Genomic DNA, 16078 nt, shown 5'->3' on the forward strand with positions numbered 1-16078 from the left:
GAGGGCTAACGTGCAGACGACGCCCTCCCGCCCATCTCACGACCGATCGCGGAGGAGGAATGGACGCCATCATCCGGGCCATGCGCGCCGAAGACATCGCCGACATCTACGAGATCGTCAGCCAGCCCACGTTCCTCTACTGGACGCTCGCCCTGCCATACGAGTCCTTCGAGGCTGTGAAGCGCTGGCTGGAGGCGACTTCGCCGCGCGACTTGATGCTCGTCGCCGAAGTCGACGGCCGCGTCGTGGGCGCCTCTGCGCTGCGCCCGTTCCTCGGACGTCGCTCGCACGCCGCCGAGTTCTGGATCGGCGTGCGGGAGGAGCACGCCGGGAAGGGCCTCGGCTCGCAGCTCCTCGCGGCGATGATCGACACCGCCGACAATTGGCTGAACCTAAGCCGGCTCGAGATGACGGTGTTCACCGACAACGAGCGGGCGATCGCCCTGTACAAGAAGTTCGGCTTCGAAATCGAGGGCGCCCACAAGGCCGCGACCTTCCGCGACGGCGCCTTCGTCGACGCCTACACCATGGCCCGCTTGCGCTGAGGTTCAGCACGCTCGGCGCCGGCTCGGCGGCGACGCTTTACAGAATCTGGCCGAGGAAGGCGCGGGTGCGTTCGTCCTTCGGCGCGGCGAAAAACTCGGCCGGGGGGCCGTGCTCCACGATCACGCCGCGGTCGGTGAAATAGATGTGGTCGGCGAGCGAGCGGGCGAAGCCCATCTCGTGGGTCACGAGGATGCAGGTCATCCCCTCCTCCGCGAGCTCGCGGATGGTGACGAGCACCTCTTTCACCGTCTCCGGATCGAGCGCCGCGGTGACCTCGTCGAACAGCATCACCTCGGGTCGCATCGCGAGCGAGCGGGCGATCGCGACGCGCTGCTGCTGGCCGCCGGAGAGCTCGCCGGGATAGGCGTCCTCCTTGCCCGACAGGCGCACCTTGGCGAGCAGGGCGCGGGCGCGGGCCTCGACCTCGCGCTTGTCCTGCTTCAGCACCTGCACCGGCGCCATCATGACGTTTTGCAGCGCGGTGCGATGCGGAAACAGGTTGTACTGCTGGAAAACCATGCCGACGGTGCGCCGGAGCGCGAGCTTGTCGAGCTTCGGGTCGTTGACCTCGCGGCCGGCGACCGTGATCGAGCCGGAATCGATCCCGACCAGAGCGTTGACGCAGCGGATCAGCGTCGACTTGCCCGAGCCGGACGGCCCGATGACGCAGATCACCTCGCCCTTGCGGACGTCGAACGACACGCCTTTCAGCACTTCGACCGCGCCGAAGGATTTGCGCACGTCCCGGATGCTGACGATCGGCTGGTCCGGCGTCCATCCGGTCGCCGCGGGCGAAGCTGGGCTGGTCAGGGCGTCGGCTCCCATTCCGTCAGGACTTGACGTTGAAGCGGCGTTCGAGGCGCTGCGTCAACCGCCCGATCGGGTAGCAGTAAAGGAAGAAGCACAGCATCGCGAAGCCGTAGAGCGGCGCGAGCAGCTCGGGCCGGCCGCCCTCGGCGGCGTGCACTTCGGAGGTCAGAGTCAGCATTTCCGAGACCCCGACGATCGAGGCCTGCACCGTCGCCATCGTGACGAGCGAATAGAGGTTCATCCACGGCGGCAGCATGCGTTTCACGCATTGCGGCAGGATGATGCGCCACAGCGTCTGCCGACGTGAGAAGGCGAGCGATTCCGCAGCCTCCCACTGTCCGCTCGGCAGCGAACGCACCGCCCCGCGCAGGATTTCCGAGACATTCGCCATCACCGGCAGCGAAAAGCCGATCACCGCCTTCACCCAGTCCGGAAACGGGATGACGTAGCCGAAGATCCGGAACTGGAACGGGATCATGAACATCGCGAAGAACAGCAGCACCAGCCAGGGCGCGTTGCGGAAGAACTGGGTCGCGGCCCAGGCGACACGGGCGAGCGGACGGTTCGTCCCGATCTGCGCGAGGCCGAGCGCGAGGCCCGCGACGGTGCCGAGCGTCATCGCGAGCAGCGAGATCGCGACGTTGAACAGGAAGCCCTGCAACAGCAGGGGCGACCATTTGAAGATCACCTCGAAGGCTGACGGCGCCGCCGGCGCGCCTTGCGCATGCGCCGCGCCGCCGACCAGCGCGAGCGCGCCGACGATCCCGACGCAATGGACCAGCGTCAGTTTTGGAAAGCTGCGCGGCGCGGGCGAGGCGACCGGAAGCAGAACCGCGAGGGGCCGGCCGGTCATCGCGCCGCCCCCTGGCCATAGCCCGGAATGGCGAGCCTGCGCTCCCAGCGGTGCATGATCCAGACCAGCACTCCGACCAGCCCCACATAGACCAGCAGCAGCACGATCATCATCGTCGGCACGTTCTGCGAGTCGGTCCAGATCTGCTTCGAGACGTAGAGCGTCTCCGGCACCGCGATGGCGTAGGCGAGCGTTGTCGTCTTGAGCAGGTTGACGAGGTTGTTGTTCAGCGCCGGCAGGCAGACGCGCAGCGCGAGCGGCAGCACCACATGCAGGTACACGCCGAGCCGGCCGTAGCCCAGCGACTCCACCGCCTCGATCGTGGAGCGGGGCACGGCCTCGATGCCTGAGCGGAAGATCTCGACGTTGAAGGCGCCGGCGAACAGAGACAGCGATATGATCGCCCATTGCACGTTGCTGAACAGCGGCGCCCGCATGCCGTCCATGTCCTCGACGTAAGGCAGCAGCGGGCTGAGGCCGAAGTAGAAGAAGAAGATCTGCACCAGCGGCGGCGTGTTGCGGAACACGACGACGAAACCGTTGACCAATCCGCGCAGCAGCCGCAGCGGCGAGCCCTGCGCCCAGGCGCCGACCGCGCCGATCACGATGCTGATCAGCACGCTGGCCGTGCTGAGATAGATCGTCATCCCGAGACCGGAGACGAACCTCTGCCGGTCATAGGCGTCGTAGACGATGGTGAGGTTGACGCCCGTGGTCTCGTAGAGCGTGCGGAACCACTCAGCTAACGCGTCCATCGATGCTCACGGTCAGACGACATGCGGCCGGGCGCGGGAACGCGCCCGGCGGAAGACGTTCGCACAGGGCGCTCAGCTGCCCTTGTGCTGTTCGTGCATGCGCTTGGAGTAGTCGGTCGGCTCGATGCCGTACTTCTTCTCCAGCGCGACGACGGCGCCGGTCTTCATCCAGTCGAGCGTGATCGTGGTGAGCTCCTTGGCGAAGGCGTCCTCGCCGTTCTTGACCGCCATGATCCACGGCGCCTCAAGAATGCCGGGCAGCGGCATGCCGTAGCCCTCGCTCCACTCGGCGTCGATCAACTTTCCCTGCACGAAGGTCTGGTCATAGAGGTAACCGATGCATTCGCCCTGCTTCAGCGCGAACAGCGGCTTCTCGGACCCGTCGAACGCCTTCACGTTCACGCCGTACTTCGCCGAGACCTCCTTGTTGTACCATGCGCCGGAGGTGGCGCAGAGCGTCTTGCCGTTCAGCTCTTCCCAGTTCGTATATTTGGCTTTCTTCGACAGCAGCACGTTGACGCTGTCGGAATAGTACTGCGGATCGATCGCCTGCACGCTCTTCCGCCGCTCCGGCTTGTCCGACATCGTGGCGATCATCAGGTCGATCTTGCCCTGCTGCAGGAACTCGATGCGGTTCGCGGACATCACGGGAACCAGCTCGAGCTTGACGCCGAGGCGCTTGGCGACGTCGGCGGCGAGATCCGGCTCGATGCCGACGATTGCGCCGGTCGGATCGCGATAGCCGAAGGGCTTGTAGTCGGCCTTAACCCCAACGACCAGAACGCCCTTCTCCTTGACCTGAGACAGGACGTCGGCCGCGGCGGGAGCGGCGCCGGCGACCAGCGCCGCGCAGGCCGCGAGTATGAGCTTCATCATCGGGTAGGCCCTCAACCGTATGCGACCGCCGCATCGGCGGCTCGCCTAAAGTCTAAGCGTGCTCAATTTGACGCCTGCGTCAATACGAAGGGCCGAACTGTCCGACGCTTTGTGATCGACGGCCCAGCCTCAGGCGCGGGACCAAGCCGGAATCCGACGCCCCAGCCGCTCCTCGATCGCCTCGACGGTCGGGCGCAGCAGCCTGCGCAGCTCGGCGATCGTCGCGGAGGAGACCGGATTGGTCTCCCTCAGCTCCGCGTCGCCTTCGTTGGAATGGGGAAAGCCGACCTTCGCCGGCGCCCGGACGCCGAGAAACCCGAAGGTCTCCGCAATGTCGGGCCGCCCGCCCTCGAGCACCTCCTCGAAGATCAGGATGCGCATCTGCTCGCTCGGGAAGCGCGCAAAATTGTCGAGATGTTTCTGGTACTCGGAGCGATAGACATAGGCCGTCTTGGCGTTGCGGCGTTCGAGCGCGAGGCGGTTGTCGATCGCGTGCTCGAGCGCCGGCGCGTCGTCACGGCGCCGCCGAGCGTGGTAGTAGTTCGACACCGCGCGCGCCACCGGGTCCCGGAAGATCCAGAGAATCCGGGCGTCCGGATTGTAGTCGGCGATGCGCGCGGCCCCTTCGGCGGAGAAGCCGTAGGACGGGCTCTTCTCGCCGCGCCGCACGCCGGGCCGCGCCGGCCCGAACTGGGCGTGGTACCAGTCGAACCCGCGCGCGAAATTGTCGTCGTTGTCGAAGAAATGCATCTCGCGCGGGCAGGCGTCCACGTCCGGCGAGCGCCCCAGCACCGACCTCAGGCTAGTGGTCCCGGACTTCATCGCGCCCACGATGAAGAAGTCGACCCGATCGCTCGTCATGCGTCCCGCCCCTGAGCGCCCGCCGTCCTCGTCACTCAGCCGCGTCCTCGACGGGACGCGCCGTGGCGAGCTTCAGCCGCGCCCTGCGCCCGGCCGGCACCTCGACCGTCGCGCCGGAGCGGGGATCGACCCGCGTGCGGGCCGGCGTCTCGCGCATGTCGAAGGCGCCGAAGCCGCGGATGTTGACGATGCGGCCTTGGTCGAGCGCCTCGGCGATCAGATTGAAGGTCGCGTCCATCACCTTGAGCGCCTCGGCGCGCGGCACGCCCGTGGTCTTCACGACCGCGTCCGCGAGGTCGCGGCGGGTGACTTTGCCCAGGTTGTCGCTCATGTCCGTCTCCTCATCATCCTGTCAGGTCGCGCGGCCGTCACTCGTCGTCGAGCGCGACGTCGGTCCGGCCGGCTTCGAAGCGTCCGCTCTTGATCTTGTCGCGCAGCTTCTGCGCGCGCGTCTGGCGCGGCCTGATCTCGACGGCGTCGTCGAGCAGGCGAAGCGCGATCTCGGTCCGGCCCGCGCGGGCGTGCAGCGAAGCGAGCGCGCACAGCGCCGCATAGTGCTTCGGCCGCACCTCGAGGCAACGCTCATAGGCCGCCAGCGCCTCGTCGTACATTTCGCGGCGCAGGAACAGGTGGGCCTGGAAATCGGCGAAGGCGATCGAGCCCGGCGCCCGTTTCGTCGCTTTCGCCGCCTGCTTCGCGGCCTCCTCGAGCTTGCCTTGCTCAGCCCAGACGCGCGCCAGCATGTAGTTCGCCGCCGGCCAGTCGGGCTGAAGCGCGAGCGTCGCGCGCGCATAGCGTTCGGGGTCGTAGGCCGGGTCCTCACGGTAGACGCCCTCGACGAGGCGTCCGACCAGGGCGCGCAGGAGGGGATCGTCGCAACGGCGGTCGAGGGGCGTGGAGCAAGCGTAGTCGCGGCCCGCGAGGATCGCGTCGACGCAGCGCTCGAACTCGCCGTTCTTCATCAGGTGATGCATGACCATGTGGTCCTGCCCCGCGATCGGCAGAAGCGTCAGGCCGTCCTGCGGCATGCGGTAGACGTTGTAGATGTCGACCATGTCGGCGGAGCCGAAGAACACATAGGTTTTTCGCTTCGGCGCGGGAGCGGGCAGGCCGGACAGGTCGTCGTAGGGCCCGTTCGGCGCCGCCGCAGGCGTATGCGGCAGGCGCGGATCGAGCAGCGTCTGCGGGCAAATCGAGACGATGGCGTCGACGTCGAGCTTCTGCCCGAACAGCAGGCTGGCGTAGCCGCCCATGGACGAGCCGAAGGCGATCGTCGTGGAAGGTTTCAGGACGCGCAGGACCTCGGCGAGGTAGGCCGCGAGCGGCTCGACGCCCGACAGTTCGGCCGACACGCCGCGCTGGTACCAGAGGTTGTCCGGATCGCGCAGGAAGACGCGGTTCACGGGCCGCGCCATGAACATCTTGTAGTAGCTGAACGAGCGCGCGTTGACGGCGCTGAACACGATCGCCGTCGGCGCGCCGGGCTCGACGACGTCGATCAGCGCCGTGTCGCCGATCATGATGCGCTCGGGGCCACGGCCATGGGGCAGCGGCGCGCCACGCGCGGCGAGGCTCACCACGCTCACGACACCGCCTCGAACGAGACGGCCATGCGCGCGCGCCGGGCCCGTTCGGCGGCGCCCACGAGATCGTCCATGGCGACCTTGCCGATCTCGAGACCGCCGCCGACGGTGGCGTCCACCATCTCGACGCCGCGCCGGGCCAAGGCCTCGCTGACGACGTCGTAGGCGAAGTGGCCGGCGCCGCCGGGAGCCCAGGTCGCGGTCAGCGAGTCCGCCCGCGTCGAAGGCGAGGTGTGCAGCGTCGCGTCATAGAAGTAGTTCGAGCCATGGCCGGCGCCGCCGGCGTTGTAGTTGCTATCGCAGCCGACCAGAGCCATACGCCGGAAACCCAGCGCCGCCGCGATCGGCGCGCCGAAGCTCAGGACGCCCGTGCGCCCGTCGTCGAGAAAACCGTCGATGTCGCAGGGCGTCGCGCCTAGGCTGTCGATGAAGCGCTTGAACGGTTTCTCGAACAGCAAGTAGTTGACTTCGAACTCCTGCGACAGCCCGAGCTCGTCGAACAGCGGCTTGAAGTAATAGGAGGTCCAGAGCGCGGGCCTGTGCTTGAGCTCGCGCAGGCGCGCGAGGTAGCCGGACGGGAAGGCCGGCTTCTGCGTGTTCCAGCCGCCGAAGAACATGTGCGACGCCAGCACGAGGTGCTCCGGCGCGACCTGCTCGAAGCGCTCGTGCAGGATGAACCAGTTGAAGCAGAATTTCTCGAGCCCGTGCAGCCGCTCCAGCGGCGTCTCCGCGATCGACGGGCCGTTGCCGATCATGACGCAGGTCGGCTCCTCGCCCTCCACGGGCGCGAGCACAGGCGTCCGGCGGTCGTTCGCCGTGTCCCGGCGGAAGGATTTCAGCCGGCTGCGATACAGCAGCCGCCTGTACTGGTCCGTCCAGATCTTCGGATAGGGCAGCGCCTTGACGTTGTACTCCTGCACCAGCTCGTCGTTCAGATAGAGCTGCGTGTTCCACGGCTTCGCGCCGGCGAAATGGACGATCGAAACGCCCTCGATGTTGCCGCCGAGATGCCGGATCACATACTTCACGTTGCAGTTGTAATTGGTCTCCAGCAGCGTCAGAGGCTTGTCCCGCAGCAGCATGTTCCAGGTTTTCTGGTCGGCGAAACGATCGATCAGATCGTTGAGCGGGAGCAGGCTGGCCTTGGCGGTCTCCCGCGCCTCCTCGAAAACCTCGGCCGTCAGCTGGCTCTTCGGGATCGAGATCACGCCGCTGTTGACGATGTAGGCGCCGGTGTAGGGCGACATCGCCACGTATTCGCGATCGCCGCAGTCGAGGCAGGCGCGGAAGTCGTCGCCGCCGCCCTCCCACAGCGCGCTGATGTCGTCGATGACCAGAAGGTCGCTGTCGAAGACGACCACGCGCTCGTATTCGCCGTGCGTGAAGGCGAACAGGTTCATATAGCCGAGCTTGCCGATGCGCTTGTGGTTGTCGCTCTCGCGGGCGGTCAGCTCCAGCCAGTCCATGTCCGGCGTGAAGAAGCGGATTCGGGGATAGACGTCGAGCAACTGGCGCTGAACGAACCCGGTCAGGGTGCCGTCATGGTAGACGAGCACGTCCGATGCGAAGTCGGGATAGACGTCGAGCAGCGACAGCAGCAGCCCGGTCAGGCCGGGCGCGAAACGGTCGTTCGCGACTGTCAGGAACGCGACGTCGGCGGGCGGCGCGCGGCGCTCCGGAAGGCGCTTGTGCATCAGCGGCGTGTGGCGCTGGACCAGCAGCTCCTGCTCCGTCGTGCTGAGCTTCTCGCCCTGCTCGAGCTTGGCCCGCGCCTCGGGCGCCCGCTGCCGCCGCAGATGTTCGAGCCGGTGGAAATTGGCGTAGGAGAACAGTTTGGCGGCGAGTTCGGCGGGGGCGAGCGCAACAGGCTTCGCCGCCTTTTCCCGCGTGGGCAGGCCGAGCTCCCGGCCGAGCCGGTCGAGCGCCGTCTGCAGCGCGTCGACGCCGGACGCGACCCGCTTGGCGTCGATGCCCTCGATGGTCGGACGGACGGTCTCGGCGGCTTCGGCGGTCTGGCGCGCCTCGACGTCGCGCATGCGGAGTTCAAGTTCGTTCAGCCGTTCGCGCAGTTCGTCGCGCTGCTTGCGCATGCGGGCGCGCTCGGCCCTGGCCTCGTCGCGCTCCGCCCGCGCCTTGTCGCGCTCGACGATGGCTTTGTCGCGCTGGCGCGCGGCCTTGCCCGGACGCTTGATTTCTTCGGTGAGACCGTCCCCCGCCTCGCCGGACGGAACGTCCGGCTCGGGTCGGGCGGAGACCGCAGCGTCGCCGTCGTCGGATCGCGACTTTGCGTCGTCCTTCGGCTCGGGCGCCGCGGCGCGCCGTTCCGCAGCCGCCGGCTTGAGCATCGCCGACACGACCGAGCCCACCCCCATGCCGCGCGACACGAGCTTCACCAGACCGCCAGCGCGGGCAGGCGCAGCGGTTTCGGCGGCTTCATCCTTGGCCTCGGGGTCCGGCCGCGTGGCGTCATGCGCAGGCGGCGTCTTCGACTGGGCGTCGTGTGCGGTCATGCATCCGGACTGTTGCGGAGTCGTGTCGAGCCGGGCGCAATCGCCAGCCTCGTCGCATCCAACAGTGCGACGCACGATCTCTTGAGCCCCAGTTCATCTATCATCGCGGGATCATCTCGTTCAACCATGACGGTCTCATGGCCGTCCAAGCTAGACACAGATGAAATTACATCTATTCAGTCATTTTTATATGGAAACCAGCACGGATTTGGCGAGCCAAGCCGCGCCGTCATGCTGACCCGTCGAAGGTTTGCGACGCTAAGCGTTGCGGCTCTGGCCTCGTCGGCGTGGGCGCGGACGGCGGCGGCGCTCGACCTGAGGGCGTTCGGCGCAGTCGGCGACGGGACAACCGACGACGGGCCGGCGCTGTCCCGCGCGCTTGCGGCCGCGTCTGAATCCGGCGCGCCGCTGACGGTCCCGCCAGGCCGCTACCTCATCGCCTCGCCGGTCGGGCGCGCGGCGCCGGGCGATCCGCGGCCGGCGCTGCGCGGCGGTCGGATCGAGATCGTGGGCGCCGGCGCGGATCGCACCACGCTCCTCGGCCCGCCGGTCGAATCACGCGCAGCCGGCGTCGACCCCGTCTCGCGCGCGCTGCTGCGCATGGTCGGCGTTGAGCGCGCGCACATCCGCGACCTCACTCTCGACGGCGGAGTCGGCGCGGCGGAGCGTCGGGCGGCCAACGGCTTCTCCGCCGACGACGCCTCCGCCCTGCTCGAGATCGACGGCGCGGCGGACGTGCGGCTCGAACGGGTGACGACGACGCGCAACCGCCACATCCGCCTGCGGGACGACCGCACCGGCCGCCTGATCGGCCGCAGCGGTCCGGTGCTCGTCATCGACTCGTCGAACGTGCGCGTCGTCGACTGCGCGTCGGTCTACCCCTCCTTCACCGAGGGATGGTGGATCTTCGACTGTCGCGGCGTCGCCGTGGAGCGCTTCCGGCACGTCGGACCCGAGCGCTTCAATCCCGCGGCGACCACGAGCCCGCTCAACATCTTCGGACCGCGGACCGAGGACGTCACGGTCCGCGGCTGCGACGTGCGGAACGCGCTCGGCTCCTCGCTCAATCTCGGCGGGCGCGGCCGGTTCCGGGTCGTCGACAACCGCTTCTATGGCGTCATCGCCGCAGAGGGCGGCGCGCCGGGCCGGGCCGCCGCGCGCCCGCACGACGGAGCGTTCGGCAAGGGGATCGACCTCGGCGCCGAGCACCAGGAGGACTACTTCCCCGACCATCCGCCGATGCGCGACGTAGAGATTTCGGGCAACCGCTTCGAGAACCTGTTCAGCTACTCCGTCGGGATCACCAAGACGGCGGCCTGCCCGCTGACGGGCCTCGTTTTCCGCGACAACGAAATCGTCCACGGATTCCGCGGCCTGATGCTGCGGGGCGTGAATGACGCGCAGATCGCCGGCTGCGGCTTTCGCCGGATCGTGCGCTACGAGGGCGCCGACCGCCGCGCCTTCGGCCTGACCATGAGCGTCGAGCAGTGCCGCGGCGTCACGGTGGAGAACACGACGCTCGATGGTTCGGAGCGGCCGCGGCTCGGGACCCTGGGGGAAGGCGTCTCCGACGTCGGCCTTATGATCAGCCGCTCCGACGACGTTCGCCTGACGGGCAACCGCTTCAGGGACTTCGACAGCTATCAGTTGCTCGCGGACGTCGGCCCCGAAGACGACCTGCGCCATGGCGGCTTCGCCGTACTGGAGAACGCCTTCGAGGCGACGCCCGGCGAAAAGTACCAGCCGATCGCCATGCGCCTCGGCCGGTCCGATGCGCGGCGGCTCGCCCGCGTCACGGTCCGCGGCAACCGCTTCGCGCCGGAGCTTAAAGACCGCGCTTCGGTGTTCTCGGGATGAGGCGGCCTCAGGACGCCGTCAGATAGAAGGTGGCGTAGCGCGAGTTCGGGTTGATGTGGTCGATCTTCAGCACCGCGAAGCCGGCGTCCCCGCACGCCGCGCTGAACTCGTCGATCCCATAGGCCGTCGCGGTGACGAAGCGGCGGGCGTAGTCGGCGAGGTCCGGTTCGCCCGCGGCGTTTGCGTCGTCGGCGAAGCGGATCTGGATCAGCCCGATCGCGTCCGGCGCGGCGAGCTTGCGCATCGTGCGCAGCACCCTCAGCCCGTAGGCGCGGGACGGGAAGTGCTGAAACACCGCGGTGCTGAGCAAAATGTCGATCGGCTCCGTCACGGCGGCCTCGACCTCTTCCGGCTCGCCCTCGACCAGCACCGGCCGGAAGCCGGAATAGCCCTCGAGGGCGATCATCCGCTGGGCCTCGTCCAGGTTCCGCTGCGAGATGTCGACGCCGTAATAGGTCGCGACCACGTCGCGGAAGGCGAACAGATTGGCGCCGCCGCCGGGGCCCCATTCCAGCATGGAGCGCGGCCTGTCCCACAGCGTCCGCCCGGTCAACGAAGCGAGCTTCTCCAGCCTCCGGCGCGAGCGCACGCCCACATTGCGCCACTTCTCGTCGTGGGCCCATTTTCCGGCGCCGCGCCAGTGCGACAGCTCGGCCCGCCGCGCCTCGTCGTCGTAGCGGTCCCAGACGGCGGCGCTGACTTTGGTTTCGTCGGACAGGTTCGACATGCGGTCCTCGATATGCGCTCCCGCATCCGTCGCGGGGGCGCCACTTTACCCGCGATCGGCCGGATGGCGATGACGCGTCAGCGGGACGGCTGGCTCCGGAGCGCAGCGTAGGACGGCGGCGCGGCCGTCAAGCGACGCCCGTCGCGGATGACGATCCGGTCGCCTTGGGGGCGGGCGAGCACCTGGTCCATGCTCCAGGCGTCGAGAAGGATGAGGTTCGCGGGCCCGCCCGCGCGGATCGCGCCGTGATCGGACAGGCCCATGACGTCCGCCGGGACGGGCCCCGCAAGCGCGGCCGCGCGCCCGAATGGATGGTCGAGGTGCAGGATCTTCACGCCCTGTCGGAAGGTGTCGAGCATGTCGTGGTCGCCATAGGCGTAGAACGGGTCGCGGCAGTTGTCGCCGGCCACCGCCACACGCACGCCGCCGGCCGTGAGCTCCTGCACCGGCGTCACGCCGCGCCAGCGCGGGGTGCGGCCGGCCCGCCGGTCCTGCAGATACATGTTGACGGTCGGCAGCGTGACGACGGCCACGCCGGCGTCGGCGACCAGCTTGATGTGCTCGTCGAGCGTCGCCTCGTCCTGCAGCGCCAGGCTGCAGCAGTGGCCGCAGGCGACCCGGCCCTCATAGCCGTGGCGCAGCGTAGCCCGCGCGATCGTCGGCAGCGTGGCGCGCGCCGTGTCGGCCGATTCGTCCACATGCAGATCGACGTCGAGGCCGCGCGCGTCCGCGAGCGCGAACATCCGGTCGAGCAGCGCGTCGAAAGCTGCCAGATCGTCCTGCGGCGAAGCCCCGTCGAGACGCGCGACGCCGCCGAGCAGGCCGCCGGTCTCGGCCACGATGTCGGCCAGCGCCTCGGCGTAAGGGGTCGCGTAGATCTCCATCGGAGCGAGCGCGACCGCCTGCAGCGCGACGCGACCGGCGAAGGCGTCGCGCGCCGCCCGGAACGCGCCCCAGGTTTCGGGTCCCTGCCCTTCGTGGCTGTCGAGATGGGTGCGGATCGCGGAGACCCCGTGGGCTTCCGCGCAGGCGAGGCCGAACGACATCCGCCGCACCAGATCGTCATGACGCCAGCGCGCCTCGCGGTCGACGCCGGTCGCCGCGGCCGCGCCTTCATGCGTGCCGTCGGGATTGGGGGCCCGGTCGACGATGTGGCCCTTGTCGAGATGGGCGTGCATGTCGACCAGCGTCGGCCAGACATGGCGGCCGTCGAGTTCGACCTCGATCGTCCCCTCCGGCGCAGTGACCGCGCCGGAGGGCCCAACCGCCGTCACCCGTCCGTCGACGACGAGGATGTCGATCAGCGCCGCGCCGTCGCGATCGACCGACGCGTCCCCCTGATCCGGCAGGAACGGCGCAGGCGTCCGCGCGCCGCGCAGCGCGACGGGACGCCCGGACTCGAAGGCATGCTCCGGCAGTTCGATCATAACCGCGCCTACGCTTGGGAGAGGGATCGGCGAGACCGTCCTGCGGCCGCTCCGCTCTTCGCATGTCTATGGCGCATTCCGGGGCCGATCAAACGACCGGGGCACGCGAACCGCTTAGACGGCTTCCGCCGGCGCGGGCGCCGGTGACGAAGATTCCTGCGCTCCAAGCTCGCGGCTTCACGGTAGGGACCGCTTCCGTGCCCATTTCCGCGGCCAAAAAGAAAAAGGCGGCTCCGACATCGCCGGAGCCGCCTTTTTCGAATGGTGGGCGTGACAGGGATCGAACCTGTGACCCCTACGATGTCAACGTAGTGCTCTCCCGCTGAGCTACACGCCCGTGACGGCCGCGAGGCGTCCGTCGAAACCGGATTTGCGCCGCCTGCGGGCGACGGCGCGAACAGAGTGGCGGCTATATCGGATCACCCCGAGGCTGGCAAGCGGGGAAGCGAGGATCAGTCTCGCCCGCCTTTTTCCGATCGGCTGCGGCGCCAGAGACCGAGCAGCCAGATCGGCGCGCACACCGCCGCGCCGAGGAGCAGACCGTCGCCGAGGCCTTCGAGGCCGGGACGGTCCAGCACGCCCGAAAGCCCGAGCGCGACGGCGACGACCAGCATCGCCGGCGGCGCGATGTCGCGCGGGCCCAACGTCAGCCGCGCCCCGGCGTCACGCCGCGAGCAGCTTGTCGACCTCGCTCACCAGCTCGCGCAGGTGGAACGGCTTCGACAGGATTTTGGCGTCCTTGGGAGTCTGGCTGTCGGGGTTGAGCGCGACCGCGGCGAAGCCGGTGATGAACATCACCTTGATGTCGGGGTCGAGCTGGGTCGCGCGGCGCGCGAGCTCGATGCCGTCCATCTCGGGCATCACGATGTCGGTCAGCAGAAGCTCGAACGGCTCTTCGCGGAGCCGGTGATAGGCCGATAGGCCGTTGTCGAACGACACGACCGAATGGCCGGCGTTCTCGAGCGCTTTGACCAGGAAGCGACGCATGTCGTCGTCGTCTTCGGCGAGCAGGATCTTGGTGTTCGGAGTCACTGAAATCGAACCGGATTGCGAGGAGCCGCAACGAGTCATTCCATAAGTCACCGCTTTGGTAAACAGAACGTTGCCGGTCTGGCCAATGGACACGAGCGTCATCGATCGGCAACAATCGACGGACGCCAGCGCCCTGCAGACCCGGACCGCCGCCGACGTGACGATGTCTCCCCCGACCGACCTGCCGGACCCGCCGTTCGACGTCGCCTCGCCGGCGCAGGCGACCTCGCCCGCCATATTCAATTCGCCGCATTCCGGGTCGCGCTATCCCGCGAGTTTCCTGGCCTCCTCCCGGCTTGACGCGCGCGCGCTGCGGCGGTCTGAAGACGCTTTTGTGGACGAGCTGTTCGCGGCGGCTCCGAGCTACGGCGCGGCCCTGATGCGCGCGCATTTCCCACGCGCCTTCCTCGACGTGAACCGCGAGCCCTACGAGCTCGATCCGCGTATGTTCGAGGGGCGGCTTCCGCCCTTCGCCAACACGCGCTCGGTGCGCGTCGCGGGGGGACTCGGGACGATCGCCCGAGTGGTCGGCGAGGCGCAGGAGATCTATGGCGCGCGACTGCCCGTCGAGGCAGCGCTCGCGCGGATCGAGACGCTCTACAAGCCCTACCACCGCACGCTTGGGCGCCTCATCAGCCGCGCGCATCGCAGCCACGGCGCGGCGCTGTTGATCGACTGCCACTCGATGCCTTCGAGCGGCGGCGTGCGCGACGAGCGGCCGGTCGCCGAAGTGGTGCTGGGCGACCGCTACGGCACGAGCTGCGCGCCGGCGATCATGGATCTCGCCGAACAGACGCTGCGCAAGGCCGGCTTCGTCGTCGCCCGGAACCGTCCCTACGCCGGCGGCTACATCACCGAGCATTACGGCGCGCCCGCGAGCGGCTTCCATGCGCTTCAGGTCGAGATCAACCGCGGGCTCTACATGGACGAACGCACGCACATGAAGACCGCCGGCTTCGAGCCGCTGCTCGACCTGCTCACGACCTTCGTCCGGGTTATGGCGCAGGCGCCACTCGGCGCTCTCACGACGGTGCGCGCCGCTGCGGAATGAGGCGTTTCCGCGGTTTGACGCAATGCGCCTATCGTCTGATCGGAAAACGCTTGCAAACGCGACGAACTGTCGCCAATGTCCCGCCTGCCTGGACGCCAATAAGAAAAAAGGGCCGCCTGCAAGCAAGCGGCCCAAGTCTAGGGAGGAAACGCCCAAGGAGGGCAGCGGCATCGCGAGGGATCGCATTGCCGCGCTGCAATAAGATGCGGCCGCGCCGCACAAAAAGCAAGGCCTAAGGCCACCTATCGCCGGCTGCGACCCCGTGTCGCGTAAGCCGGCGTTTTATTTTGATCCTCACCTTCCGTGAGGCCGCTGCTCCGCCCGCCTCTTGCCCGCCGCGCGCTTTCGCGCTCTTTCGGGCCGCCGGGGTTCCTTCGCCGGCGCGCAACCGGGGCGCCCCTCATGACGGCCGTAGACTTTTCCGCCTTCGTCGACCGCCTGGCGCAGGAGTCCGGCGAGGCGATCCTGCCGTTCTTCCGCACCTCCATCGGCGTCGAGAACAAGCTGCGCGAGGGCTTCGACCCGGTCACCGCCGCCGACAAGGCCGGCGAGACCGCGATGCGGGCGCTGATCCGGCGAACCTTTCCGGAGCACGGCATCATCGGCGAGGAGCATGGCGACGACCGGCCGGACGCTGAGTTCGTCTGGGTGCTCGACCCGATCGACGGCACCCGCTCGTTCATTCTCGGCATGCCGATCTGGGGCACGCTGATCGGGCTTACGCGCGGCGGCTCGCCCTGCTTCGGCATGATGAACCAGCCCTTCATCGGCGAGCGCTTCTCCGGCGACGGCTCCAGCGCGAGCTACCGTGGGCGCGGAACGGAGCGCCGTCTGCGGACGCGGGCCTGTCCCCGGCTCGAAGACGCGATGTTGATGTCCACCTCGCCGACCATGTTCACGCCCGAGGAGCGCGAGACCTTCGAGCAGGTCTCGGCGGACGTCCGTCTGACCCGCTGGAGCGGCGACTGCTACGCCTATGCAATGCTTGCGAGCGGCCATGTCGACCTCGTCATCGAGGCTGACCTGAAGCCGTTCGACATCGTGGCGCTGATCCCGATCGTCGAAGGCGCGGGCGGCGTCGTCACGACCTGGGACGGCGGGCCGGCCACCGATGGCGGACGTATCATAGCCGCGGGCGACAAGCGCTTGCACGAACGCGCGCTCGAGCGGCTGTCGAAGCTCGGCTGAAG

Annotated in this window: 16 protein-coding genes and 1 tRNA gene; 4 read left to right on the plus strand and 13 right to left on the minus strand. The window is 68.4% G+C overall.

The annotated features are described in order from the left end of the window. Positions 1-59: 59 nt before the first annotated feature. The gene (locus PKE78_RS05380) at positions 60-545 is read left to right on the plus strand and encodes a GNAT family N-acetyltransferase (RefSeq protein WP_271199799.1); all 486 of its coding nucleotides are present in this window, start codon (positions 60-62) and stop codon (positions 543-545) included. 37 nt (positions 546-582) lie between these two features. On the opposite strand, the gene PKE78_RS05385 is transcribed toward PKE78_RS05380, so the two are convergent. The 8 genes from PKE78_RS05385 to PKE78_RS05420 form a co-directional block, all read right to left on the minus strand. Beyond that, the gene (locus PKE78_RS05385) at positions 583-1371 is read right to left on the minus strand and encodes an amino acid ABC transporter ATP-binding protein (protein WP_271199800.1); all 789 of its coding nucleotides are present in this window, start codon (positions 1369-1371) and stop codon (positions 583-585) included. A 4-nt stretch (positions 1372-1375) separates the two neighbouring features. Beyond that, positions 1376-2209, minus strand: coding sequence for an amino acid ABC transporter permease (locus PKE78_RS05390; RefSeq protein ID WP_271199801.1), 834 nt, complete (start codon positions 2207-2209; stop codon positions 1376-1378). Then, on the minus strand, positions 2206-2964 hold the full coding sequence (locus PKE78_RS05395) for an amino acid ABC transporter permease (RefSeq protein ID WP_271199802.1): 759 nt from the start codon (positions 2962-2964) through the stop codon (positions 2206-2208). The genes PKE78_RS05390 and PKE78_RS05395 overlap by 4 nt, the downstream gene beginning before the upstream one ends. Positions 2965-3036: 72 nt before the next feature. Then, complete coding sequence (locus PKE78_RS05400) at positions 3037-3840, minus strand: transporter substrate-binding domain-containing protein (protein WP_271199803.1); 804 nt, start codon at positions 3838-3840, stop codon at positions 3037-3039. Positions 3841-3969: 129 nt separating this feature from the next. After that, complete coding sequence (locus PKE78_RS05405; RefSeq protein ID WP_271199804.1) at positions 3970-4701, minus strand: sulfotransferase family protein; 732 nt, start codon at positions 4699-4701, stop codon at positions 3970-3972. A gap of 31 nt (positions 4702-4732) precedes the next feature. Next, positions 4733-5032: an HU family DNA-binding protein gene (locus PKE78_RS05410; RefSeq protein ID WP_271199805.1), complete on the minus strand. Its 300-nt coding sequence runs from the start codon at positions 5030-5032 to the stop codon at positions 4733-4735. A gap of 37 nt (positions 5033-5069) precedes the next feature. Beyond that, complete coding sequence (locus PKE78_RS05415) at positions 5070-6287, minus strand: tetratricopeptide repeat protein (RefSeq protein WP_271199806.1); 1218 nt, start codon at positions 6285-6287, stop codon at positions 5070-5072. After that, positions 6284-8794, minus strand: a complete 2511-nt coding sequence (locus PKE78_RS05420) for a glycosyltransferase (RefSeq protein WP_271199807.1) — start codon at positions 8792-8794, stop codon at positions 6284-6286. Before PKE78_RS05420 ends, PKE78_RS05415 begins: the two co-directional genes overlap by 4 nt. A gap of 231 nt (positions 8795-9025) precedes the next feature. Between PKE78_RS05420 and PKE78_RS05425 the strand changes: the two genes are divergently transcribed. Continuing rightward, positions 9026-10651: a right-handed parallel beta-helix repeat-containing protein gene (locus tag PKE78_RS05425; RefSeq protein WP_271199808.1), complete on the plus strand. Its 1626-nt coding sequence runs from the start codon at positions 9026-9028 to the stop codon at positions 10649-10651. Positions 10652-10658: 7 nt separating this feature from the next. Here the strand turns inward: PKE78_RS05425 and PKE78_RS05430 are convergent, their stop codons facing one another. The 5 genes from PKE78_RS05430 to cpdR all read right to left on the minus strand — a co-directional run bounded on the left by PKE78_RS05430 (position 10659) and on the right by cpdR (position 13876). Then, the gene (locus tag PKE78_RS05430; RefSeq protein ID WP_271199809.1) at positions 10659-11378 is read right to left on the minus strand and encodes a class I SAM-dependent methyltransferase; all 720 of its coding nucleotides are present in this window, start codon (positions 11376-11378) and stop codon (positions 10659-10661) included. A 77-nt stretch (positions 11379-11455) separates the two neighbouring features. Beyond that, positions 11456-12805, minus strand: coding sequence for a cytosine deaminase (locus PKE78_RS05435; RefSeq protein WP_271199810.1), 1350 nt, complete (start codon positions 12803-12805; stop codon positions 11456-11458). A gap of 262 nt (positions 12806-13067) precedes the next feature. Continuing rightward, positions 13068-13142: transfer RNA gene (locus tag PKE78_RS05440), tRNA-Val, on the minus strand. Between the two features lie 115 nt (positions 13143-13257). Continuing rightward, positions 13258-13449, minus strand: a complete 192-nt coding sequence (locus tag PKE78_RS05445) for a hypothetical protein (RefSeq protein WP_271199811.1) — start codon at positions 13447-13449, stop codon at positions 13258-13260. A gap of 19 nt (positions 13450-13468) precedes the next feature. After that, positions 13469-13876 (minus strand): cell cycle two-component system response regulator CpdR, encoded by a 408-nt coding sequence (gene cpdR / locus PKE78_RS05450; RefSeq protein ID WP_271199812.1) that lies wholly within the window; start codon positions 13874-13876, stop codon positions 13469-13471. Between the two features lie 124 nt (positions 13877-14000). Here cpdR and PKE78_RS05455 point away from each other — a divergent pair, with 124 nt between their 5' ends. Then, a complete protein-coding gene (locus PKE78_RS05455) occupies positions 14001-14888 on the plus strand; it encodes an N-formylglutamate amidohydrolase (RefSeq protein ID WP_271200076.1) in 888 nt (295 codons plus the stop codon). Positions 14889-15290: 402 nt separating this feature from the next. Beyond that, positions 15291-16076: a histidinol-phosphatase gene (hisN, locus tag PKE78_RS05460; RefSeq protein WP_271199813.1), complete on the plus strand. Its 786-nt coding sequence runs from the start codon at positions 15291-15293 to the stop codon at positions 16074-16076. Positions 16077-16078: the final 2 nt, after the last annotated feature.

The sequence above is a fragment of the Methylopila turkensis genome (genome assembly GCF_027922325.1).
Classification (GTDB): Bacteria; Pseudomonadota; Alphaproteobacteria; order Rhizobiales; family Methylopilaceae; genus Methylopila; species Methylopila turkensis.

Excerpts from the sequence above, each read along its gene's own strand:
- PKE78_RS05425 (WP_271199808.1), top strand. The coding sequence starts at position 9,026 with ATGCTGACCCGTCGAAGGTTTGCGACGCTAAGCGTTGCGGCTCTGGCC.
- PKE78_RS05400 (WP_271199803.1), bottom strand. The coding sequence starts at position 3,840 with ATGATGAAGCTCATACTCGCGGCCTGCGCGGCGCTGGTCGCCGGCGCC.
- PKE78_RS05385 (WP_271199800.1), bottom strand. The coding sequence starts at position 1,371 with ATGGGAGCCGACGCCCTGACCAGCCCAGCTTCGCCCGCGGCGACCGGA.
- cpdR (WP_271199812.1), bottom strand. The coding sequence starts at position 13,876 with ATGACTCGTTGCGGCTCCTCGCAATCCGGTTCGATTTCAGTGACTCCG.
- PKE78_RS05435 (WP_271199810.1), bottom strand. The coding sequence starts at position 12,805 with ATGATCGAACTGCCGGAGCATGCCTTCGAGTCCGGGCGTCCCGTCGCG.
- PKE78_RS05455 (WP_271200076.1), top strand. The coding sequence starts at position 14,001 with ATGTCTCCCCCGACCGACCTGCCGGACCCGCCGTTCGACGTCGCCTCG.
- PKE78_RS05410 (WP_271199805.1), bottom strand. The coding sequence starts at position 5,032 with ATGAGCGACAACCTGGGCAAAGTCACCCGCCGCGACCTCGCGGACGCG.
- PKE78_RS05380 (WP_271199799.1), top strand. The coding sequence starts at position 60 with ATGGACGCCATCATCCGGGCCATGCGCGCCGAAGACATCGCCGACATC.
- PKE78_RS05430 (WP_271199809.1), bottom strand. The coding sequence starts at position 11,378 with ATGTCGAACCTGTCCGACGAAACCAAAGTCAGCGCCGCCGTCTGGGAC.
- PKE78_RS05390 (WP_271199801.1), bottom strand. The coding sequence starts at position 2,209 with ATGACCGGCCGGCCCCTCGCGGTTCTGCTTCCGGTCGCCTCGCCCGCG.
- PKE78_RS05420 (WP_271199807.1), bottom strand. The coding sequence starts at position 8,794 with ATGACCGCACACGACGCCCAGTCGAAGACGCCGCCTGCGCATGACGCC.
- PKE78_RS05395 (WP_271199802.1), bottom strand. The coding sequence starts at position 2,964 with ATGGACGCGTTAGCTGAGTGGTTCCGCACGCTCTACGAGACCACGGGC.
- PKE78_RS05405 (WP_271199804.1), bottom strand. The coding sequence starts at position 4,701 with ATGACGAGCGATCGGGTCGACTTCTTCATCGTGGGCGCGATGAAGTCC.
- hisN (WP_271199813.1), top strand. The coding sequence starts at position 15,291 with ATGACGGCCGTAGACTTTTCCGCCTTCGTCGACCGCCTGGCGCAGGAG.